Annotated in this window: 22 protein-coding genes; 16 read left to right on the top strand and 6 right to left on the bottom strand. The window is 34.9% G+C overall.

Annotated features, from left to right (window positions below; all coding sequences use genetic code 11):
* Positions 1-96: 96 nt before the first annotated feature.
* On the bottom strand, positions 97-1,797 hold the full coding sequence (locus PO903_RS18610) for a methyl-accepting chemotaxis protein (RefSeq protein ID WP_069328725.1): 1,701 nt from the start codon (positions 1,795-1,797) through the stop codon (positions 97-99).
* Positions 1,798-2,210: 413 nt separating this feature from the next.
* Between PO903_RS18610 and PO903_RS18605 the strand changes: the two genes are divergently transcribed.
* Genes PO903_RS18605 through PO903_RS18585 form a run of 5 tightly spaced genes read left to right on the top strand, consistent with a single transcriptional unit; the run spans position 2,211 to position 10,056 of the window.
* Complete coding sequence (locus tag PO903_RS18605) at positions 2,211-4,151, top strand: 3'-5' exonuclease (RefSeq protein ID WP_273594253.1); 1,941 nt, start codon at positions 2,211-2,213, stop codon at positions 4,149-4,151.
* Between the two features lie 36 nt (positions 4,152-4,187).
* Complete coding sequence (locus PO903_RS18600) at positions 4,188-4,763, top strand: restriction endonuclease (RefSeq protein ID WP_273594252.1); 576 nt, start codon at positions 4,188-4,190, stop codon at positions 4,761-4,763.
* 13 nt (positions 4,764-4,776) lie between these two features.
* Positions 4,777-6,507 carry a dsDNA nuclease domain-containing protein gene (locus PO903_RS18595; RefSeq protein WP_273594251.1) on the top strand — a complete coding sequence of 577 codons (1,731 nt, stop codon included), beginning with the start codon at positions 4,777-4,779 and terminating at the stop codon, positions 6,505-6,507.
* Positions 6,508-6,509: 2 nt separating this feature from the next.
* Complete coding sequence (locus PO903_RS18590) at positions 6,510-7,109, top strand: ABC-three component system middle component 1 (RefSeq protein WP_273594250.1); 600 nt, start codon at positions 6,510-6,512, stop codon at positions 7,107-7,109.
* A complete protein-coding gene (locus PO903_RS18585) occupies positions 7,099-10,056 on the top strand; it encodes an AAA family ATPase (RefSeq protein ID WP_273594249.1) in 2,958 nt (985 codons plus the stop codon). Before PO903_RS18590 ends, PO903_RS18585 begins: the two co-directional genes overlap by 11 nt.
* A gap of 38 nt (positions 10,057-10,094) precedes the next feature.
* On the opposite strand, the gene PO903_RS18580 is transcribed toward PO903_RS18585, so the two are convergent.
* Entirely contained in the window at positions 10,095-10,427 is a 333-nt protein-coding gene (locus tag PO903_RS18580) for a helix-turn-helix domain-containing protein (RefSeq protein WP_273594248.1), read from the bottom strand.
* A gap of 167 nt (positions 10,428-10,594) precedes the next feature.
* On the opposite strand from PO903_RS18580, the gene PO903_RS18575 reads away from it, so the two are divergent.
* The 8 genes from PO903_RS18575 to PO903_RS18540 all read left to right on the top strand — a co-directional run bounded on the left by PO903_RS18575 (position 10,595) and on the right by PO903_RS18540 (position 17,057).
* Entirely contained in the window at positions 10,595-10,828 is a 234-nt protein-coding gene (locus PO903_RS18575) for a hypothetical protein (RefSeq protein ID WP_273594247.1), read from the top strand.
* Positions 10,829-11,337: 509 nt separating this feature from the next.
* On the top strand, positions 11,338-11,904 hold the full coding sequence (locus tag PO903_RS18570) for a hypothetical protein (RefSeq protein WP_273594246.1): 567 nt from the start codon (positions 11,338-11,340) through the stop codon (positions 11,902-11,904).
* 1 nt (position 11,905) lies between these two features.
* Positions 11,906-12,457, top strand: coding sequence for a hypothetical protein (locus tag PO903_RS18565; RefSeq protein ID WP_273594245.1), 552 nt, complete (start codon positions 11,906-11,908; stop codon positions 12,455-12,457).
* Between the two features lie 3 nt (positions 12,458-12,460).
* Positions 12,461-12,799, top strand: coding sequence for a hypothetical protein (locus PO903_RS18560; protein WP_273594244.1), 339 nt, complete (start codon positions 12,461-12,463; stop codon positions 12,797-12,799).
* Between the two features lie 460 nt (positions 12,800-13,259).
* Positions 13,260-13,667, top strand: coding sequence for a hypothetical protein (locus tag PO903_RS18555; protein WP_273594243.1), 408 nt, complete (start codon positions 13,260-13,262; stop codon positions 13,665-13,667).
* 122 nt (positions 13,668-13,789) lie between these two features.
* Complete coding sequence (locus PO903_RS18550) at positions 13,790-14,041, top strand: hypothetical protein (protein WP_273594242.1); 252 nt, start codon at positions 13,790-13,792, stop codon at positions 14,039-14,041.
* A gap of 180 nt (positions 14,042-14,221) precedes the next feature.
* The gene (locus PO903_RS18545; protein ID WP_273594241.1) at positions 14,222-16,309 is read left to right on the top strand and encodes a glycosyl hydrolase; all 2,088 of its coding nucleotides are present in this window, start codon (positions 14,222-14,224) and stop codon (positions 16,307-16,309) included.
* A 283-nt stretch (positions 16,310-16,592) separates the two neighbouring features.
* Positions 16,593-17,057, top strand: coding sequence for a putative immunity protein (locus PO903_RS18540; RefSeq protein WP_273594240.1), 465 nt, complete (start codon positions 16,593-16,595; stop codon positions 17,055-17,057).
* Between the two features lie 76 nt (positions 17,058-17,133).
* Here the strand turns inward: PO903_RS18540 and PO903_RS18535 are convergent, their stop codons facing one another.
* Positions 17,134-17,637, bottom strand: coding sequence for a hypothetical protein (locus tag PO903_RS18535; RefSeq protein WP_273594239.1), 504 nt, complete (start codon positions 17,635-17,637; stop codon positions 17,134-17,136).
* A gap of 171 nt (positions 17,638-17,808) precedes the next feature.
* Between PO903_RS18535 and PO903_RS18530 the strand changes: the two genes are divergently transcribed.
* A complete protein-coding gene (locus PO903_RS18530) occupies positions 17,809-18,156 on the top strand; it encodes a hypothetical protein (protein ID WP_273594238.1) in 348 nt (115 codons plus the stop codon).
* A gap of 159 nt (positions 18,157-18,315) precedes the next feature.
* Here PO903_RS18530 and PO903_RS18525 read toward each other — a convergent pair whose 3' ends face one another.
* The 3 genes from PO903_RS18525 to PO903_RS18515 form a co-directional block, all read right to left on the bottom strand.
* Positions 18,316-19,416 carry a WD40 repeat domain-containing protein gene (locus PO903_RS18525; RefSeq protein ID WP_273594237.1) on the bottom strand — a complete coding sequence of 367 codons (1,101 nt, stop codon included), beginning with the start codon at positions 19,414-19,416 and terminating at the stop codon, positions 18,316-18,318.
* Positions 19,417-19,523: 107 nt separating this feature from the next.
* Complete coding sequence (locus PO903_RS18520; RefSeq protein ID WP_273594236.1) at positions 19,524-21,044, bottom strand: sensor histidine kinase; 1,521 nt, start codon at positions 21,042-21,044, stop codon at positions 19,524-19,526.
* The gene (locus PO903_RS18515) at positions 21,041-21,727 is read right to left on the bottom strand and encodes a response regulator transcription factor (protein WP_273594235.1); all 687 of its coding nucleotides are present in this window, start codon (positions 21,725-21,727) and stop codon (positions 21,041-21,043) included. Before PO903_RS18515 ends, PO903_RS18520 begins: the two co-directional genes overlap by 4 nt.
* A 380-nt stretch (positions 21,728-22,107) precedes the next feature.
* Here PO903_RS18515 and PO903_RS18510 point away from each other — a divergent pair, with 380 nt between their 5' ends.
* Positions 22,108-22,548, top strand: a complete 441-nt coding sequence (locus PO903_RS18510) for an SMI1/KNR4 family protein (RefSeq protein WP_069327799.1) — start codon at positions 22,108-22,110, stop codon at positions 22,546-22,548.
* Between the two features lie 169 nt (positions 22,549-22,717).
* A complete protein-coding gene (gene add, locus PO903_RS18505) occupies positions 22,718-23,764 on the top strand; it encodes an adenosine deaminase (RefSeq protein ID WP_273594234.1) in 1,047 nt (348 codons plus the stop codon).
* Positions 23,765-23,950: the final 186 nt, after the last annotated feature.

The raw sequence follows: 23,950 nt of genomic DNA, 5'->3' as shown, positions 1-23,950 counted from the left end.
ATAGACAACTAAAATACCCCTTATCCTGTATAAACGATCTTCTGATCATACAAGATAAGGGGTATTGTTTTATCATTAAAGAGTGTCAATAAATGATTATACTTTGAATTCACTCACTTCTGCGTGAAGTTGTTCTGCTGTCTGTGCTAGCGAAGAAGAAGAGGTAGTGATTTCTTCCATCGATGCTAATTGTTCTTGAGTCGCGGCAGATACACTAAGCATACCTTCAGAAGCTTCTTCAGCAATATGAGTGATTTGTCTAGAGTATTCAACAATCTCTGTCGTGCTTGCAGATAGTTGTTCAGCACCAGCCGATACTTCTTCAATATCTCCAGCCACTTGATTGACCGCTTGTAAGATATCTTCGAATGCTTCACCAGCGATAGATACTGAAGCAAGACCTTTATCAAATTCTCGATTATTCAATTCTACAGCATGGATCGCTTCTGTCGTGTCTTTTTGAATAAAAGTAACCAGTTCAATAATTTGCTTCGCCGATTGAGAAGATTGTTCTGCTAGTTTGCCAACTTCTTCTGCGACGACTGCGAATCCGCGACCAGCTTCACCTGCACGAGCCGCTTCAATCGAAGCATTCAGAGCAAGAAGATTGGTCTGTGTCGCAATACCAGTGATGACTTTAGTAATATTCCCAATTTCTTCTGAACGATTACCCAACTCTTTGACTACAGTTCCGAGAGAATGGAGGGAAGTCTGAATAGAATCCATCTGTGTAACAGCTTGTTGAATCGCTTTGTTACCATTAGATGATTTACTTGCTGCATTGGTAGCAGAACTCGATACCGTCTGTGCGCGAACTGCAATCTGCTCTACACCGATTGCCATTTCTTGCATTGCTTGTGAAGACTTCGTTGCAATATCGACTTGTTTGGCAGCACCATTTGCATTTTCTTGTACGGTTTCAGCGATCTGTTCAGAAGCTTGTTTATTTTGCTCACTGCTGGCTGTTAATTGCTCCGATGAAGCGGCAACGATCTCAGAAGTTGCGGCTACTGATTCAATCAAGCCACGTAGATTAGCTACCATTTGGTTGAAAGCGACAGACAGTAAGCCCACTTCATCTTTGTTACGAATAACAATCGCTTCTCCTGTAAGATCACCACCAGAGATACGTTCTGCTGCTTGCTGGATTTGTTTGACAGGGCGAGAAATCGAGCGAGCAATCAAGTAAGCGATAGCGATACCAATCAGAACCGCTAGAATACTCAAAATAATAATGTTTCTGCTTGATGTTGCAGCTGTATCGACAGACTCGGCTGTGATCAAAGCGGCTTGCGTATTATCTAAAGTGATTAATTGAAAGATGGTATTATTGGCTGTAGACCATTCATCATAAGAAGCACGATGCAATTGTTGAGATTGTTCCGCATTATTAGTCATAGCAGCCTGAACAAGTGCAGGTAGTGTTGTTAGATAACTATCATAATTAGTAGAAAATTGTTCATACAATTTCTTCTCATCTTCAGATTGAATCAATGCCTGATATTCTTTACGTTCGATTTCGATCTTTTTCAATAATTCCTCGTAACTTGTTTTGATTGCAGTCAGTTCAGTAGGATCCGTTTCAATCACCATATTCAGAACCAAACGTTCTACATCAGATACATCTCCATTCATCGTGCCTAGCAAAGTAACACTTGGCATCCATTTGTTATCAATCGCTTTGGTCTGATCTCCCATCGTTTTCATACTCCATAAAGATAGGATACTAACTAAAACTAATAATAAAATAACACTTAGAAATCCAAGTAATAATTTAGTCTGAATACTAATACGCATAATTCCACTCCCTATGATTGTTTAAACATATAATGTAATATCTATATCGACAAATTTCGCTGTTTGTTTATATTTGATTATTAAATATTACAATTAAAGTAAAAAATTTATAGAAGATTGAAATGAAATATTTAATGAAATGAGCATACCTGCTAGGGATTCAGCCATCATGATTTGCATGAAGAGGACATTTCCAGACTCATATGGGGGATGTCCTTCTTTTTTGGAGTTGAACCATTATTTTGAAAAAAAGTATTTCCAATATCGTCCAAACAAAGTATGATGTAGGTAAATAAGCTCCCAACTTAAGACCTAAAAATTTAAAGGTTTTAATTTGAAGTAAATTCATCGCAGATTTCCAGAAGAACTGGACTCTATCTATATCTTCTGCCTGCACTAAGGAGAATACATCTATGGCGTATACGATTCCAGAAACTATTCCTAGAAAAGCAACCGCAGGCGAACGCCTTCTTTTCCAGACCCTCAAAGAACATCTTCCAGACGATTATATTGTCTACTACGAACCAGAGATCGGTGGAAGACGACCGGATTATGTGATTATCGGACCCGATCTAGGACTACTTGTACTCGAAGTGAAGGACTATACCGAAAATACCCTCTATGAACTCAATACTCATGAATGGCAGCTACATACTCAAAAAGGAACAGGATCGGTGGAAACGGTCAAGAACCCACTGCTTCAAGCAAGAGATTATGCTTTTCGCATTAACAATAAGCTCAAAAAAGATCAGAATCTAACTCAACAAAGTGGAGTCTATGCAAATAATCTCAAGTTCCGCTATGGACATGGAGTTGTCTTTACCCGTCTTAAGCAGACGCATATCGTGAAGCACAGTCTGCATCGAGTGATCGATCCTAGATATATGCTGACACGAGAAGAAATAGACCTTGAAGATGCCAATTGCACCGCAGATCATTTATTAGAGCGGATTACCCATATGTTCGATACGCCTTTTCATATGAATCAGATGCTCACAGACGAAGATATCCAAGCGATTCGTTATCATCTATTCCCGGAAGTGCGAATTAGTGCACAGTACCGTGAACCGGTGTATTACCAAGATCAATTATTACTATCGCTTCATAATATCCAAGCGATGGACTTACATCAGGAATCACTTGCCAGACAATTAGGGGATAAGAACCGCTTAATTCGTGGTGTGGCAGGAAGTGGTAAAACCTTAATTTTAGCTGCTAGAGCGAAAATACTAATTAAAGAACATCCTGATTGGAAAATCCTTGTTCTCTGCTATGGGATTCCATTATCCCGTGTGATTCGTAGCCAGATCCATCGGATGCTCGAAGAGCCGGAAGATTTGTTAGACTTTGCCAACAGTCAGGAGAATCCACCTTCTATTGAAAAACGATCACAGCTACAGATTGCTACATTCCATGAATGGCTATGGAGCACCATGCGTATCAAAGACGAGCTGATCGAACCCTACTTGGAAAAGATTAATCGAGGCGAAACCATCTTACCGCAATACGATGCGATTCTGATCGACGAAGGACAAGACTTCGAACCGTCATGGCTAGAACTACTAAGTAAGGTGCTTAATCCGGAAACCCAATCGTTATTGCTAGTAGAGGACAAAGCGCAAAATATCTACAAACGCAAAACCAGTCTGAGCCAGAATACCGGACTGGACTTCCGTGGACGTTCCAAGATTCTTAGTATCAACTACCGCAATACCGCTCAGATCGTCAACTTCGCCTGGGACTTCTACCGTACCCATTCCAGCTTAGGGGAAAAGGTCAAAGAAGGCACAAGTGTAGAAGGGGTAGAGATTATTCCACCACAAAGTACCAAGCGTAAAGGATTAGAGCCACAGATCAAGCACTGTGCTTCGTTTGCAGAAGAAGTGCAATGGGTCGCACAGCAGATGAAGATACTACACGAGCAGAAAAAAGTACCTTATGCCGAAATGGCTGTTCTGTATCGGGTACAAAAGCGCTATTCATACTCTTATATCGATGTATTGCAAAAAGAACTATCCAAGCATGAGATTCCATACAATTGGTTCACCGAAAATACCGCCGCCAAACGACAATTCGAACGCCACCAAGAAGCCGTCAAGCTATCCACACTCGACAGCTCCAAAGGGCTAGACTTCAAAGTGGTGTTTATCGTCAATATCGACAGCATGCCATTCAAGCTAGAAGAACATCCAGAGCGAGAAGTATCGTTATTTTATATCGGGATGACGAGAGCGATGGACTGGTTGTTTTTGAGTTATAGCAAGGTTGAGGGATTTGCAAGATGGTTGGAAGAGAAGGTTGTCGAGGCAAGTAATACAGTTGAACAGAAGAAGCAACAACGATTTCAATCATAGAATACACTTTAGAACATTTTCAAAGGGGAGTTACACATGGCACGTAGAAAGAGCAAAAAGAAGCAACAGCAAGAATCTGCCAATGCAATCGGTGGACTGATTATATTCGGGGGAATAGGCTTTAGTTACTTTGCTAAAAGTATTGCAGTAGGTGTTGTTGCCGTCGTATTAGGTATCATTATATTTTGGATGATTAACCACTGGATCAATCAGGCGAGGATCAACAAATTGAGAAGATCAGGGATAGCTGAAATAGACAAAATGACAGGCGATCAATTTGAGCATTATCTAGGTCAACTTTTTCACCTTCAAGGATACAATGCCACAGTGACTCAGGCACAAGGAGATTATGGTGCCGATCTGGTATTGAACAAAGATGGCAAGCGGATTGTAGTTCAGGCGAAGCGGTATAGCAAGAATGTAAATTTAAAAGCTGTACAAGAAGTATATGGAGCTATTGCACACTATAAAGCTTCTGCGGGTTGGGTTGTAACAAACAGTCGTTACACTCAATCTGCAATAAACCTTGCAAGATCGAATAACGTTCGATTGGTCGATCGTGAGGAACTGGTTGAGATGATTTTGAGAGTGAAGGAAAGTAGAAAATTATAAAGGAATGATGAAAGTGGATATTAAAAAGACTGAGCAACTTTTGCTATTAAAAGCTAATGAATATAAAAGTAAATTTAATATAGAAGCTACAGACACAGAAGTCGTAGAAGCAATTCATTATTTACTAAACCAGACACCCGAGAATGTAGGAGGAATAACAGCGTTAAGAGGATTTGTATACCAATACTATGTAGCTATGTATTATATGGTAGAAATGTTATATGAAAAGAATTCTTGGTGGGATAATGTGGTTTTTGAAATTTTAGATGATATTGCATTAATTGGCAAGGATCAAATTAGATTTATTCAAGTAAAAACTGTTCGTGAAGATGGAGAAGACAGACATTTAACTGCTAAACATTTATATGAAAGAAAAGATGAGTTGAATAGCTGGTTAGATAAATTATTTTACAATATGCAAAAATTTAATAAAGACGAAATAGGTATTAATATATCCAAAGATATGCAATTCCAATTTGAATTAGCTACCAATGCAACATACGAAAAAGAAGGATTAGGTATATACGCAAAAAACGATTTTTACAAAATTGAAGATAAGATACTTACAGACAAAGATATATTATTAAGTAAATTAAATAAAGAGCTTGTTAAATCCTCAACAAAAAAATCTAATTCCAGAATAGTATTGAATTTTAATGAGCGAGTTGGTCAAGAACCAAAATGGTGTTTAGAGAGATTTTATTTAAATCATTTTGGAAGTATTGAAAGTTTGAAAAATAAAATAATAGGAAAACTTTCTGATTATTGTAGAAGAAGCATGGTAGAAGAAATATTAAGTGAAAAGAAATCTTTAAATATAAATCCAAATAATAATCCTTTATTTACAGAGATTTCTTCGAGAGTATTACAAAATATGCTTGTAACGATAGTTGAGAAAACTCATAAAGATCATTTACCAGATAAATATTCATTTGTTTTCTCAAGAAAAGAATTTGAAAATTTAGTGAATGTATGGACAAAACATGCTATTACAAATATGCAACTCGATATACAAAATTTTAATTTTAGAGAACTATTTTTAAGTTGTTTTCAAGAATTAGATAGTGAAATTGATTTAAGCTGTAGTGTATTATCTGTGAAGAAAGACTTAAGAGAATCAATTACTTGGATTTATGAGGCATTAGAAAATGAGAACTCTAAAATTAGTAAATTTGTATATGAGAAATTTTTAAATCGTTTATTTCATTTAGACAATTCAAATTTCCCTATTTCTCAAAAAATAGGTGATGATAAATTTTTAAAAGATTCTTTAAAGTATATTGTGTTGTACTTAGCATTTTATTCAGATCGTGAATTTATTTTTGATAATAATAAATTTTTATTTAAAAAAGGTAGATCAGATCAAGAAGCTATTTGGAACTTATTTTCTATGTACAATGCTCGAGGAAAAGATACTTATTTACAAGCACAAAAGAAAATTATTTCCCAAATTGAAAATTGTTCTTTTTCAAATAGTATTCAAGAACCATATCATTTTTTTATTACTCATGAAGATAAAGCAGCAAATCCTAACAATACAAATCCTTTCTTTATAAATAATTCTATAACTCATAATTATAGAAGCGAAGAAAAAGAAATAATAGATATTCCAATTTATGTAAAATTCCATGAAGAGAAAGATTTACAAGCAATATATGAATTATCTCAATCGTCGGATGAAACAATAGAATTTAAAGGTGATGAAACAATAAAAATTTGGCATGAAATGTTGTGGAGGGAATAAATATGAGAATGAAAAATATAAGAGAAAAACTGGAATTTAAAAACTTTTATAATAATGTCAAAATATTAGAATCATTAGATAAACATACTCAAGATTCAATGTATCAGAATAATTTAGAATTATGGTTTACAGAAGAAAGAGTTGTTTTTATTAAAGAATATACTAGTGACGACTATTTTAAAAAAAATTGGAGATCAGATCAGATTATCATTTCTGATTTTTTAGCATTATGCGAACCTAAATACAAAAACAATTTATATTTCTTATTAGTTTTAAATTGGGTATCCGAATTATCTACAGATACATTGCTAGAAGTTAATGAAATTGAGAAAAATTCAAGAGTTTGTAGAAAATATGTGTTGTACGCACAGAGTGATTTATTGAGAATTTCATTCCTACAAGAGGAGTATATCAAAGTTATATCTAAAGAAAATTTTGCGGATAAATTAAAAAATAGGTTATTGTCTAGTAATAAAGAAAATAATCCTATAGTTGAACAATTATTAAATAGTTTTTTTGAAATAAATAATATCTACAACAAAAATAATTCGAAAGATATTATTTTGAACATTTTAAAGGAGAATAATATTGATGAAAATTAAATATATAGAATTAGAAAACTTTAGAATTTTTTATGATAAAACAAAAATTGATTTTTCTAATAAAAAGCTGATACTTATAAGTGGAAATAACGGTCATGGAAAAAGTTCATTATTTGATTCGATTCAATGGTGTATCACCGGAGAAATATTGAGATACAAAGGATCGAATGAATATCAAAAATTCAATTATATAATTAATGAACATGCTATATCAAAATTTGATAAAAATGTCAGTACTTCTGTTAAAGTTGCATTAGAGCATGAAAATGAAATATATATAATCAAACGAAAACTTACTTACAACCGAAAAAAATTTAACACAAAACTATATATAAACGATAAAAATTATGGAGTGAATGAGGGTAACCAGAAGCTAGCAGAAATATTATTTTTTTCTTCTGATAAAGATGTAAACAATAATGATAATTCACAAAAGCAATTAGCTAACTATTTTTCGGCAACACAGATTTTGTCTCAAGATCAGTTGCATGATTTCATTCATCAAAATAAACCGCAAGATCGTTTTAATCTTATGGAAAAAGTCTTAGGATTGGATGGTTATGGAAGTGATCTTGAAAAATATTTTATTGATTCATTACAAGTTATCGGAGAGTTGAAAATCGAAATACAAACAAAATTAAATCTTATAAATACTGATTGGACTAGAGTTAATACTCAACTTGAAGAAAAAGAAAAATTAAATATTAGATTAGGTGGTATCACGGAAGAACAATTATTAAAAGAAATAAATTTATTTAGTAAGGATTGTAATTTGCTAGGTATTGCAACATCCCAAGATTTATTAAATCAAAAAATTATTAATGAGGACTTTTTAAATAAGTTTATTTTATTTAAAAATAATTTTTTGTCCGTATCAGATAAAATTAATGTAATTATTGCATTATTAGATGAAACTGAAGATTTATTTAATACAACGATAGCTAATAAGCAAAAAAAAATTGAAGAAGATTCAAATTCTTTTCATCTTTTAGACATTCAAAAAATAAAAAGAGAAGATTATGTTAAAAAAATCAAGGAAAGACGGTTAGAAGTTACAGCTTTAATTTCACAAAATAAATTATTCAAAACAAAATTATTAGAAAGTCAAAAAATTAATGAAACAAAAGAAAATAAGCAGATTGAGATAGCTTTACTTGAGAACAGAATAAAAAGTATTGGGAGTTTGGAAAAATCTTCTGACAGAACTTTATTTGTAGAAGAGTTTGTAATAAAGAAAAAAAATGTTGATATAATTAATAAAAAAATAGATTTTTATCATAAAAGATCAAAATTATTAAAATTAAAAAAAGATCAAAGTGACTTATTAAAAGATTTGGAAAATTTAAACAAAAATCAAATTTTAGAAGCAAATAATCTTGATATAACAGGAAAAAAAATAGACAGATTGTCTCACAAAATAAACTTACAAAAAAATGATCTTATAAAGCAAATTATATTTGATGTACAACAACATATATTGAGAGGAACAGAAAACAAATGCTTGGTATGTGGAAGCATTTTTGAATCTTCAATTGAAATCCATGAGTCAGTAAAAAAAATTATTGAGACTAACAATAAAGCCTTATCAAATGATGAACAAGAGTTCCAAAAATTACTAAGTGAACAAAAAACAATTACTAATCAGATTACTTCAATAAATAATCAAATTAGTATTCTAAATAGCAATTTGATTGTTTTATCAAATGAACTTGAGAATATTGAAATTGGGGTACAGCGTTTATTAGGTGAATTGCCTGAAATAGAACACAGTACATTAGTTATTAAAGAATTAAATAATCTTTTAAATAAAGATAATGAATTTATTGAAAAACATCAGCTTTTATATAATCTTTTAAATGAAATTGAAAAAAATAATAATGAACTAGCACAAATAATACGAAAAGAAAAAATTAACAAGAAAGCAATTGATGATCAGATAAAAATTGCTGGTAATAATGCTAAATATTTATACAAAGAAGAAATTTTCATTATAAGCAAAATTCAGAAAATAGATTTATATCTACTTGAAACTGAAAAATATTTTCAACAAGTTAAGATGAAATTAGATAACTATTCAGAAAATATTAAAAAAATAAACAAAAAAGTTATAATGCAACAAGAAAAAGAGAAAAAATTATTTGAATTACTTAAACAATTTAATATTGATTCGTATAATTTTAATGATTTAATTCTTAATTTTAATGATAAGAAGAAAAATTATTCTAAAATGTTTATTGATTTGGAATCGTTGCTAGAAAAGTTAGAAGTATATATATCGAGTCCTGGAATTTCTAAAATTAGATCAAAAGAAAAACTTTTAAGGGAAGATATAATTAGTTTAGATTCAAAACTGAAAAATTATAATATTTTAGAAACTCAAATTGCTACTCTTAGGAAAGAGCATGTGGGTGCACGTAGTGATACAATGGTTGAATATTTAGAAGAATACAGCGAAGCAATTGATAGACTCTTTATGCAGATTAGCCCACACCCTATATACAAACATGTAAATTTAGTTCCTAAAGATGGAAAACTATTTATTTTAATGAGTGAAGAAATTCAGAGTTCTCGAGATTGGACAAAAATGACTGATAATGAGCTAACTAGTAAGCTAAATGCAAGTTTAACATTCAGTTCCGCACAATCTAATGTACTTGCAGTTTGTATATTTTTATCACTTGCACTTTCCCAAAGTTGGACTCCTTTAAACACAATAGGCATAGATGATCCATTTCAAAATATGGACGATATAAATGTATTTTCCTTTATAGATATAATAAGTCAAATAGTCACTGATAAACAATTATTAATTAGTAGTCATAACGAAGTTTTTATAAATCTCATAAAAAATAAGGCTGGCTTAGAAACAGATCAATTAGGTTATATTCATTTTAAATCTTATAGTAAAACTAAAATAGATATTGAGAGTAACTGCATTATAAATTAGTAACTTATAACTGGCAGAAAATCGAAGATAACGTTTAATTAAGCATTATCTTCGTTGTCTTTTTGTAATTTTCGCCAGCTTTCTATTACTAAATGTGCAAGCTTCTTTTCTTCATTAGTCCAAGTTTTAATTTTAGAAAAATCTTCTTTATTTATAAAATTTTTTTGTTTCATTTCTGATAAATTCAATAAATAGTCGCTAGAAACATTTAATATCTTTACAAGATTCACTAGCGTCTGAGAATCAACATCTCTTTTACCAGTTTCATAATTACCATAAGCTTGGCGAGTGATGCCGAGCTTTTTTGCCATATCTTCTTGAGTTAAGTTTTGTGTAATACGTTCTTCTCTTAATCGTTCACCATTTAACACGATATCACCTCTATAAAGAGGAGTATAATGCAACTCTATGTTGCATACACGAAAGGAAACAAATCGTTTCTAATTCAGATAAAAGGAAACATTTTGTTGCTTAAAAGCGATTTGAAGTGTACAATTTGTTGCATAGAACAATATATACCTGAGAGGAGAAAATAACCATGTGGATCATAAGCCAAGATGAGCAAACTATCGTCAAATCTGTTGCTCTTACCCTAGAAACATCAACCGAAGGAACTGTTCTTTCCGCTTATGTAGGAGACGGTTCGGTCGAATCTGCCTTTACAGTAGGTACGTTTCAACAGAAGGAGAGAGCGGTCGAAGAATTGTCTCGTTTCCGTCAATATTTGTCCACGATCAATATGGAACCTTTTTATATTCAACCCGATCTTTAGGCTCAATTTTACTTTTGTATTTTAAATTTAATATTTCGATAAAAAGCCTATTCGATTGTTTTCGAATAGGCTTTTTTAGTTATAATCTGTATACTGCAAAATGTTAATAGAAAATTGATACTTAAGTACTTAATTTATACAATACAGCTAGAATTTTAGAGGATTATTTACAATTAGCAGAAAATTAATTGTCTAATTATGTTTGAAATAAGGGTGCTAAGATCTATTTTATAGTCTTATAGTATTGCAACATAAATATATTTTTACATATAGTAAGCAATTTTGACTTCGGTTTTATTTATGGTTATATTTTACAAACGTTACTAATTCAAGTTTTTATAATTAGTCACAATCAAAATAATATTAGAAAGGAGTTTTAGAAAGATAAAGTTTAGAAGTAATTAGTATATTTATTGTTAATAGAAAATACTTAATTTTTAAAGCGATTTATAAAAGCTTTTTGAGTTTTAATTCTAAAGTTTATAATAACTAATTTAGGGGAGATTATATTGAGAATTGAAAAAATGAAAAGAAGTATTATAGCGTTAATTATTACTATTTTAATTGTTCCTACAACCGTTTCTGCCCATACTGTTACAGGTGGTGGAGAAAGTAGTGGGTATATTCTTATTCCACATGATGCTAATAAAAATCCATATTTCTACTGGATGCCTGGGACTGACCAGTTCTGGAAAGATCGTCTAACTAATGCTAACAATTACATGTATTCAGAAACTAGTAATAATTTAAAATTTATTAATAGTACAATTGCATCTACTGAAAATTATATTGAAGGTACTAGTGCACCTGCTAGTACTTGGGTAGCTCGGGTAGTAAGTTCTAATAACGAATCTCATAAACTTAGATGGAGAATGCAATTTAATGGAGCTAAGAAAGATAATTATAGTACTGCTCAATGGAGTAGAATTGCTCAACATGAGATGGGTCATGTATTTGGTTTAGGTGATCTCAAGTCCTCATCGAATGCAGCAAAATTGATGTATGGATTTGCAGGAAACTATAGTGGTGTAACTCCGGCTGATTTAGTTGGCTTAAAAAAAGTTTGGGGGTTTTAATATGAAAATATCAACGTGGAAAGTCTTAGGAATGACTATTATACTCACTGGAATTACTGCTTTTGGCTATGTTCTGCATACTTCTTATGGAGAAGAAGATATCGCTCCTAAAGAATCCATATCTGTCGAAGCAACTTTTCCAGATTTATCCACAGAAGAGTTGAAAAATAATTCAGAATTAGTTGTTAAAGGGATACCTCAAAAAATAGATCAAGTGATTATGGATGGCGAAGATAATCCAATTACAGTTTTTTCTTTTGAGGTATCTTCAACTTATAAAAATGATAACTCTAATAATTCTAAAATCATCCATGTATATCAAGATGGAGATGCTACATTACAATATGCTGAACATCCATTGATGGAACTAAATAAAGAATATGTTTTATTTTTAGAAAAATACAATGATAGTTACCTTATGCTCGGTGGACCTAGTGGTAAATTTGAAAATAGCGGAAATCCTTCGATCATGTCAGAGCAAGATCCAACTTATTCTGCAACAACTGATAAGTCTATTACGTTAGAAGAGTTAGAGGGATTACAAGGAGGTTAAATGATGAAAATATTTTTTTCTTTAAGTGTACTAATTTTGTATACTGCACTGCTAGTAGGATGCAATAGCGAAGCCGACAAGGGTTCTTATGAGGCAATTATAAAGTATAACGATCAAGAATATATTGGGCAACAAGCTGTGAAAACAGAACAGTATCCAGATGTTCAGCAATTAGGTACTATTGTTGAAAAGGTATCAGAAGATAAAAAACCTACAGAAAACTTATCCTCTAATGCTGTGGATAAAGGTGTAGAAGTTTTTCAAGCTCCTGATGGAACTTTATTAGCTAAAACAGCAGATGGTAATTATCAGATTTTTGAGCTAGCTAAATCTTCTTCTTAGAATTAATCTTATAACTTTAAATTAATAAATTCTATTATATTAAAAAAGCTTATACAGAAATATCTCCCTTTAATAAATAAGAGAAAAAGACATCTGTTAAGATGCATTTAATCTTCTTTATTAAAGGGATTTTTTATTTGTAGTAGAGCTAATCTGTTTTATAATCTTGCTAATACATCAACAATATTATTCCATTCATTTGACCAATCAAGGGTTGATCTGGTTTGACGATAATTTTGAATATATTAATATTTGGGCATCCTCTGTTTGGACAGAAAAAGAAGATCAACACCATTCTCTTTTTATTGTAGGAGCAGCTAATAATCTAAAAGAAGCTCTTTCTATCCAATCGGATATGCGTATGCGATTCAAAGGTACATTTTTACCCAAGTAGTATTTATTAGAGAAATGTAGATTACATAGCCATTTGATAATAGAGTAAAGAGGAGCGAACCTTCATTTGAAATCAGCAATAGTAATTACCTTATTAGCCACACTTCTAGGTTGTAGTTCCAGTACCGTACAGACCCAGCAAGGAGTACAACCTAACAACATTACAGAAATCAGCACGACAGAAATTTTAGCCCAAGAAACGATACGTGATTCACCACATGCAGATTTATTTATATTCAAGAATAGAGTATATGTTGTAGATCACCAGCTCACCGTACAGAGTAACCAGATCGGAGAGAAGTTAGGAACGATTCAACAACAACATAAAGCCGATGAACCTTTTACCGAGTTCATGTCTACCACACTACCTATAGGAACCGAAATGTACCAAATCAAAAATGAAGTTCATATAGATCAACTTGCTATTAAAGTTAAGGATCACTATAAAGTATACAAAGCGCTTGAAGAAGGATAAGTATAGTATAGTATCGTTATCGCTATGCTGAAATATCAAATTACGTATATAACGATTGAATGAATATGATAAAATTAAAGTAAAAATAAAATATAGCTATTATGATTTGGGAGGGTATTATCGTGAAATGGCAGGAAGTAAGAGAACTGTTTCCAGATCAATTTTTATTAGTATCTATCCTTCAATACCATGAAGAAGATAACAAGAAAATCGTAGATGAAGTGGCTCCTATTCGTACTGTTTTAGCTGAAGACGCAAACAGAGAATTTTTCCAAGCAGATGAAGGTAATGTGGTGTATCATACTGCTCATCCAGATTGTATTATACATTTGCGTAAAGATCCTTTAATGAGAGTCATACAATTACATAAATAAAAGTTTCAATAAGTATTCTTATATAAAAATTATATCTACAAGAATAAGGAAAAAAGCTTGTGTATTAAAACACTATTTTTCCTTATTTCCCTATATAATCCTTCCTTATACTTTTGTATATTTAACTCTGTAAGCGCTATCTATACAGATAGTTATTCCAACCACAGAGGAGTTGTGATTATGAGAAAGCGTTGGGCGATAGGGGTATTGGCAATGTTGCTGGTGGTATCACCAACAGCAGGGCAAGTGGCACAAGCAGAAAATGAGGTAGAAGCGGTCAATAGTAAAACATCTCAATCGCAGATCGTGAATCTAGCAGATGCAGACGCAACCAAAGCTACACGTTCGCTATTTACCTATTTGCTGAATAACGAAGGCAAAGACATATTATTCGGTCACCAACATGCCACTACCGAAGGGATCGGGATTACAGCCGAAGATGGAACGCAATCTGAAGTGAAGCGATCTGTTGGTGATCTGCCGGGAGTATTTGGATGGGATACGCTAAGTCTAGAAGGATTTGAGAAGCCCGGAGTGTATGGTGGATCAGTTACAGAGAATCGGGACAATCTGGTTAAGGTAATGAAGTCGGCTTACGAGCAAGGTAGTGTACTCAATTTAAGTTCGCATATGCCTAACTTTGTAACTGGAAATGATTTTTATGATACCAAAGGGAATGTAATCAGTCATATCTTACCGGGTGGAGACAAGCATGCAGATTATAATGCTTTTCTCGATCAGGTTGCCGACTTTGCTCATCATCTTAAAGATGACCGCGGGCAAGCGATTCCGGTGATTTTCCGTCCGTTCCATGAGCAGAATGGCGGTTGGTTCTGGTGGGGTGCGCCTTATCGGACAAAAGAAGAGTATGTTGAGATTTATCGGTATACGGTAGAATATCTGCGTGATGTGAAAAAGGTGCATAATTTCTTGTATGCATTCTCACCAGGCAGTCCATTCAATCAGGATGCAGATACTTACTTGGAGACATATCCCGGAGATGATTATGTCGATATTCTGGGATTTGATACGTATTATGATGGCAATACACCCACATGGTACGATGCAGTCGTCCAAGATGCCCGATTAGTAGCTGAGATTGCAGAGCAGAAAGGCAAAATTTCAGCATTCACTGAATTTGGCTATTCGAATGTGAAGCCAACAGGTACGAAAGATTTGCATTTTTTTACCAAGTTATTAAAAGCATTACAATCTGATCCTCAAGCGAAAAAGATGTCTTATATGCTCACATGGGCGAATTTCAATACGGATTCTATCTTTGTTCCTTATCGGGATGCACCGAATGGGCTAGGCAATCATGAACTGTTACCAGATTTCCAAGCTTTTTATGATGATCCATATACTGCTTTTCAACAAGAGGTTGAAGCTGATCGTCCGTATCAGCAGAAGTCCAAAGTAGCCAAAGAGCAACCATTTATGCATATCGCTTCGCCGATCAACAATGCAACAATTCCACTTAGCAAGCCGACAACGATTCGAGTGCGAGTGAATGAAGCCAAGATTGCCAAAGTGACCTATCAAGTGGAGGGTAATAGTACAGAGCACAAAATGAAAAAAGATGCAGACGGATTCTATTATGTAGCAGATTGGACACCTGATGCATCGCTTGCAGAAGAGGGAACCACATTAACGGTACAAGTTGATCTCAAAGGTAGTCAGGTGCTTACCCAAACAGTGCAATTGTATGTGAGTGATAGTGATGTAACAACCGATCCATGGGTAGTCGATCTATTTGAAACGTATAAAGGTAGCGATGAATTACTAGATCGAGCATATGTTACAGCAGGCGATCCGAATACAGTCACACTGAGCACGTATGGCAAAAATAGTGGAAAATACGGTCTGAAATATGACTATAGGCTGAACAGTCAGGGTTATACAGGCGAGTCCAAAAATATGCAAAATAGTGACTGGTCAGGCACCAATGCAGTTCGGTTCTGGATGAAGCCAGATGGTAGTGATAATAAGCTAGTCATTCAGATTAACATCAACGGTACTTCGTTTGAAGCTTATCCTTCGCTTCATGGAACAGAAGCAGGGATGATCGAGATTCCTTTTACCGACTTCAAGCCAGCCCCATGGGACACTGCTAATGCGGATAAAGTGATTACAGCATCCAGCTTGAAAGATGTGCGAATGTTCTCGATCTACGTTAATAAAAGTGAAAATTCTTCGGTGACAGCAGGCACGTTGTATTTCGATGATATTGAAGCTTATAACGACGGAAGTACAAGTGTACCGGAGTAATGTAGGAAAAGTAAAAAAGCCCTTGAGTTTTTCAAGGGCTTTTCTTTTATACTAGATAGAAAGGGAGGGGGAATCACTGTGATTATGAAAGAGCAAATGATAAATTTATAATTAGAAGCTTGCCCTTCTTATCAGGAGCCATGGAACGAATATATGAAGGATGAAGATACTGATGAAGAACGAATATATTATTTGGAGCTATCTGACTTTATTATATATTTTGGGAAATCTACTTTGATTAGCTGGGAATCATTATTCAGATTTTGGAAAGGAGAAGGTTGCATTGAGTAAATCCAAGATTAAGATTGTAGACGACTTATCACTGCGAGCAGAGATTGAACAGAAGATAGAGAAGATGAGTCATATTCAATTAGCACAATGGGCGCTTAGTATAGCACAGCATGTTCTACCTTATCTGGAGCAAGAATTACCGAATCTTGAAAAAGTGGAGCAAGCATTCAAAGTAAATGAGCTATGGCAAGTAGGACAAGCTACGGTACATCAAGTAAGGCAAGCTGGATTCCAGATTCACAATATTGCTAGAGAGTGCCAGAGCGAAATAGCCAAAACAGCAGCAAGAACTTCCGGACAAGCGGTAGCTGTGGGACATATGAGAGAACATGCTATAGTCGCGAGTGATTATGCGATTAAAGTGATCGGTCTTGCATCAGATAACAATATGAAGTTTATTACCGAAGAACGCACATGGCAACTCATGCAATTGCAAAGCTTTCAGCAAGACCATTAATAACAAGAACTACGATAAACGAATAAAAAAGAACAGCTCTCCAAATTTCGAGAACTGCCCTTATTATCATGCAAAATTAAAGATAACCGGCTTTATCCAAGCACTCCAGATAATGAGCAAAATAAGGATCGTTAGGATTGGTACAAGCTTCAGGTTTAATTCCTTTAAGTACATAGAGTTCATACATTAACACTTCACATAAACCTTGTAAGTTAAAGCCTGTCATCGTGCTACCATTATCCGAGTCTACAATCACTCGAATCATTCGACCTTCTTGGATATCTCCCCATATGTTATATTCCCTTGTTTCTGAGTATGTAGAATGCTTTTTTGCCATTTCTGCTTGAATTGAACGTTCTTCTTCTGTAAATAAAGAATCAAGTAACACTGCATCTGTAATCACATAACACTTATAAATCGCATCAAAATCGCACATAGGATCTTTTTTCAAATCCTCGACAGTACGTTTACTGACTTCAATAGCAGCATATTTAGTCCGAAGCAACTGATCCACGAATGTTAGATCGTATTCGTAAGGAATCTGTTTACTTTGGAAAAGGGTATATAGCTGTTCGCTCATGATTAGGCGCTCCTTAGGTATAGAAAAATTTGGAATAGGTGTATTAATTTTATGTTATAATTTTACAATATAACGACTCTTATTCATGATTTTAGCGTAAAGGAATCACACAAAGAAATCAAATGTAGAGCATATAACAAAGCGACCTATTCAGAACAAAAGAGGTGAAGTATGAGACTATTTATCATAACTTGTTGCATACTAGTGTATTCATTGTTTTTAATAGGATGTAATGCTAACACAGAGAGTACTGCTTGTTATGCAGCTATTATTAATTATAATAATCAACAATATTTAGGTGGACAATCTGTAGATATCAAGCAGTATACAAATATTCAGCCAGTCGGTGAAATTGTACAACGAGTCGATGCAGAGGTTTATCCATCAGTACACCTGATGTCCAACGCTGTAGATAAAGGTACAAAAGTATTCGAGACATCAGATCATAATTTGTTAATTAAGCAATTGAATGGAGAGTATCAATTATTTTTTCCAGATGACAATGGAGTAAAAGGGTAATAGTTCACAAGTGGATATTCTAACGAGTATAAGAACGCATTTGAGAAGATAAAGTAAACTCTGAGGCATGTATATCTCATATTGTGAATCAAATCATATACAATAAATCATAAAAATAAGCTAAAGCCACACATCGATCACGATCATGTTGGCTTTAGCTTATTTTTCTATTCCTATAATATACGTCATGATTCCGTTGCTCTCATCATACATAGACAAACTTTTACCTGATGGGTTCCATTGGATCGAAGCGTTGGAATCTTGGATTTTAGAGAAAACAGGGGTTGTTTTACCAGTAACTTGATCGAAAATATACAACCCGTTCATCCCTTGTTGATTCACCTGATTGATTGCAAAAGCAAGCATACGGCTATCTGCGGACCATACACTATGACTGATTAAGCTTCCTTGCGCTAATGTCCCTTTCACATCACCTTGCGGATCAATAATGATCAGCTTAGCAGGTTCAGTTGTATTCCATAGGCGTTGTTCGATTGCTATACGTTTGCCATCTGGAGATACAGTAAAGGTTCTCACATTGCTAGCAATCGCAGTCATAGTAGGTTCTGATTGATTAGCGTATTGTACCAGCCGATAGACATGAGTATCTGAACCTAAAAAGTAAATCACTTTACCGACCTTCTGTACATTGTCGATTCTATCCTGTGGTTGCATAGAATAGGGTAGAACAACATCGGAAGAGTGACCGTTTAGATCGATTAAGCGTATACCGCCACCGATTTGATCTGTAATTAAGTGTTCATTGTCCGCCCAGCTGACGGTTTTGGTAATATCCAGTCTACCGATAGATGTGACTTTGCCTGTCGATACTTCCCAAATATAGCCTTGAATCTCATACGGATCACCATCTACACCTTCTGTAAAAAATACATGCTGACCATCTTGAGAAGTTAGTGCAAGATATTGAGGCGATGTGCGATCAGGTGTAAATAATTTCTCTTTAGCTGTTGTTATATTATAAATATACAGCCGATCTTTTTTGTTAATAATCAGTTCGGTATCGGATAACCATGTACGTGTATACCGATTTTTCAATGGATCTACTGTGGAGAGAAGCACTTCGTCGGCTTTTTTTTGCGTAGATGTATCCAGCGGTAACACGGTAAGTTGTGGTTCTGATGAGCGAAGTCCGCCTGTATGGGTTAACGGACTACATGCACTAAGTAACGTCATGAATAGCATACTACTAATCAGCAAGTACATAGAATCTCGACGATAGAATATCTTTATTTTTTTCACAAAAGAACATCTCCCTTATATGATCGATTTCTTTACTATAAGGTGCAGACGTTTCGTAAATATATCGAATTGTATCCAAGTTGTAAATAATAGCTTGTAATCGTGCATTATAAAGGAAGTTCCAATATAAATACAGTTCCTGATGGATTCGATTGCTTAATATACAATTGACCTTGCAAACGTTCTGCTAGGCGGCGGGCAAGAGGAAGACCTAGACCTGTTCCGCTACCTGTACGTGCACGGTCACTGCTTAATGTAGCATACGGTTCGAATACATTGTCCCATTGATCTTCGGGAATAATAGCTCCCGAATTGGCAATACGGATGATCGTTTTGTGATCATCTAGCGTATTCGATAACTGAATCCAACCATGCTTACGATCATTATATTTCACTGCATTATCTAACAAATTCAATAAAATATGCATAAGATGCTTGGGATCGGTAATCATGTTCACCGACACCGTCTGCACTTGTAGATCAATACCAGAAGTGGATGCTTTGCCACGGGTACGTTCTGCTACATCTTGAAGTAGTTCATCTAACTGTACCGTATGCAATTGCAATTCAAAATCATATTTCTCAAGCAACGATAAACGTATCGAATCTTCAATCAATTCAATCAGACGTTTGGTTTCTTTGGCAATGCTTTCGCTCGCTTCTTGCACTAATGAAGGATCATCCCCATACATATGTAACAAGTCGGCATACGCTTGAATAGAGGTGATCGGTGTTTTCAATTCATGACTGATATTCCCGATAAACGCTTTTTGCAATTGTTCCAGTGCTGTTAATTTGGTGACAGCTTGTTCCAGCTGTTGTTTTTCATTTTCCAAATCGTTCATACTTTGAGCAATCATATGTCCCATCTGTACAATACCTTCTCCAAGTTGCCCTAATTCGTCTTTACGAGTAAAAAGAGTTGTCTGAGCAACAGGATATTGACCTTGAGCTATCGAAATAGTCTCCTGAGTCAGTCGCTCAATATCTGTAGTCTGCTTGCGAATATACAACCATCCGACGATAAAGCTGATCATCAACACAGACAATCCTATCCAGAGCAATAAATGTACGATATCTTGATAAAAGGCTTGCTGTTCTGCGATTGAAAGGTGAAGTTGTGCCACTCCAAGTAAACCGTTCGGCCCTTGAATGGGAGATAAGTAAATCACTGAAGAACCTGCTGTAATATAAGCGATCTGACCTTTTAAAGCATACGCAAGTGCCTGCTCTACATGGGCTTGAGGAGCAAGAGGTAAGGAATCGCCGACTAATTGTCCTTTAGCATCGTATAACACAATCCGCATATTACTGGATATTCCCAGTTGACCCGCAAGTTCTGTCGCTCGTAATTTCATAAATGACTTGGGATCGGAAGGATTGCTAGCTAGATACTCTTGCCGTATCGTAAGCCCTACAATTTCACTTTGACGTTTGAGTGTGTTTTCAATTTGGTTCTTCTGATTCGATTGAATCCCGATCAGTACTAGCGTACTTAATACACCTACCGTAAATAAAAGCAAAACCGCTAAAAGTAGTGGGAATTTCCAACGTAAACTCCATCCGCGTGATTGAAATAGATGTGAACGTGTAGTTGGTTGAGCATTCTTAGATGCAGAGTGCTTCACGATAAATGTTCCGCTTTGTAGCCAATACCATAGACCGTTTGCAGTAAAGCTTGGTGTGGCTCTATTTTTTTACGTAATCGCTGAATATGAATATCGATTGTTCGTGTTTCTCCCAAGTAATCCATTCCCCATACCAGTTCTAGCAGTTCTTCGCGTGTATAGACACGATTCGGATGCGCAATAAGTAGAGCAAGCAAGTCGAACTCTTTCGGTGTAAGTTCTATCGGTTGCTGATCAACTAACACTTTACGACTACTCGTGTACACTTCAACTGCTCCTAATATTGAAGGGGCATCGTTAGCCGAAGGTGTGCTTTCTCGTTCCATACGTCGTGCTAATGCTTTGATCCGGGCAATTAATTCACGAATATCAAAAGGCTTAGAAAGATAATCATCTGCACCCATTTCTAGACCTAATATTTTGTCAATAATATCGGACTTGGCAGTAAGTAAGAGAATACCAATGCCTTTACGATTATTCAGCTCACGACAGACTCCATATCCATCAAGCTTAGGCATCATCACATCAAGTACAATAACATCAGGCTTGAAAATATTTGTTTTGGCAAGTGCATCTTCACCATCGATAGCCGTTTCTACGATAAAATGTTCTCTTTTCAAAGCATAAGCAATCGAGTTACGGATACTTTCTTCATCATCTGCGATTAGTATTTTTTTGGACATAAGTGTAACCCTCTCTTTATTCAATCTTTCATTATTATATCGGAAATAGTATGCAATAGATTTCCTAATGCAAACAGTATAACAGACATTGCTTTAACCTCGCAGGTCGTTACTAGAACAGATATATTAATATATTACTGTATAACAAAGGGTTAGAACCATAACATGACACCAGTGGCAGGTATAGTATTTTTACCTGTAGTTTCTGAAGTGATTAATGAAGTTAATCATCTTGCATTAGACACCATTGTACTTATAAATATAGCAAATACGGTATGTAGAGCATGACTTATGCTGATGATTAGATGCAAGAGTCTGTATAGTTATACTATAATAGAAGATATCGCTTATATCCGTTATCCAAATAAGGAGTGTTGACTATGGAATTAGAATTGTCTCAATTAGGATCTTGTGAATTTTATCCACCGGCTGAAAATAGTACGATCCGTGATGCAGAGAAATGGATGAACACTACATTTCCCAAAGCGTTAAAACAACTATGGAAAAAAAGTGATGGTTTATATACCGATGAAGGTGTACTGATCTATGGAGCAGAGCAAATTGCTGAACGTAATCAGACATGGGAGACAGAACTGTATGCAGAAGGGTATGTAGCTGTAGGCGACGATAGTGGAGGTAAAGTATTAATTATGCTTGCTGAAGCAGGAGCCAAAGATGTATGGATTGTGGATGGTGGGAGTATGAGCCCTGATGATGGTATGCATGTCACCGATCATTTTATTCGTTGGGTGAATGAAGGTCTAGAACTGGGCGAACCTGAAGAAGATGAATACATAGACGAAGATGATGATTTAGATTAAGTCATCTTTTCCCATCGCAAATGAAATATAAAGTTATACCTCTTTTTATATGTCATGTAGTATAACATTGAATAATTAAAAGTATACTTTATTTCGTTTATATGTTATATTAATGAACATTTAAATGACGTATTTTTAATTATTTAAACATATAGAGGAGGATATAATAATGAGCAATCATCTGAACGGTCTTGATGTGTCTTCTCTACCCAAAATAGATTTACATGTTCATCTGGATGGAAGCTTGCGTCCGCAGACTGTACTGGATCTAGCAGAAAGTCATGGTGTTGAACTGCCAACAACAGATAAGCATGTGTTACTTTCTCATATGCAGGTCAATGAACATTGTAGTAGTCTGCAAGATTACTTGAGCAAATTTCATTTTACAACTCAATTTTTGCAAACAGCTATAGCGTTAGAGCGAGTCGCTTTTGAAATTGTTGAGAAAGCGATGGGACATCGTTGTAAATATATCGAGATTCGGTTTGCTCCTCAATTGCATCGTGAACGTGGACTATATACTGAAGAAGTGATCCATTATGTACTTGCAGGTCTTAAGCGTGGTGAACAACAGTTCGGTGTAAGAGCACGGGGGATCGCGATCTGCATGCGTAATCACAGTTATCAACAAAATATTGAAGTGATTCATGCTGCTTCCAAATATATAGGCAAAGGTCTCGTTGCTGTCGATTTGGCTGGTGATGAAGCTTCATATCCACCTGAATTATTTCGTGATATTTTTGCCGCTTCTCATCGTAGAGATATTCCGGTTACGATTCATGCAGGTGAAGCCGCTGGAGCAGCTAATATTTATGAAGCGGTATCCAATCTGGGAGCGACTCGAATCGGTCATGGAGTACGTCTACAAGAAGCACCGGCAATTATGGATATGATGATTGATCGTCAGATTCCGCTTGAAATGTGCCCGGTGAGCAATATTCAGACCAAAGCCGTCTCCAACTGGGAAAGTTACCCGATTCGTGATTATTTTGAACGTGGATTAATGATTACGGTGAATACAGATAACCCTGGTGTATCCGGTACAAGTATGACCAAAGAATACAGTATTCTAGCTGAACGCTTTGGATTTACAGCTTCCGAATTAGGTAGGATCGCTATGAATGGAGCGCATGCTGCTTTTCTAGAAGAAAGTGAAAAAGCGAAGTTAAAGCGAGAATTGCGAGCAGAGTTTGCTAATCTTGGCATTTCAGTATGAGATGAAACGAATGATAACGATGTAGAGACTTTCCTGATATTGATGGAAAGTCTTTTTTGTGCGTTCTTTTTGAAGATGCAGTGTAGGATTCGCAAGTGTGCGTGCAATACTCAATCCAATAGAAAAGATGACGATTATAATAGCTTCAGGAAGAAATAGTTATCATCTAACATAAAGGGGACGAGT

Origin of the sequence: Paenibacillus sp. PK4536 (assembly GCF_028594455.2) — a bacterium.
Classification (GTDB): Bacteria; Bacillota; Bacilli; order Paenibacillales; family Paenibacillaceae; genus Saccharibacillus; species Saccharibacillus nuruki.
This window is presented reverse-complemented; position numbering and strand designations above follow the sequence as displayed.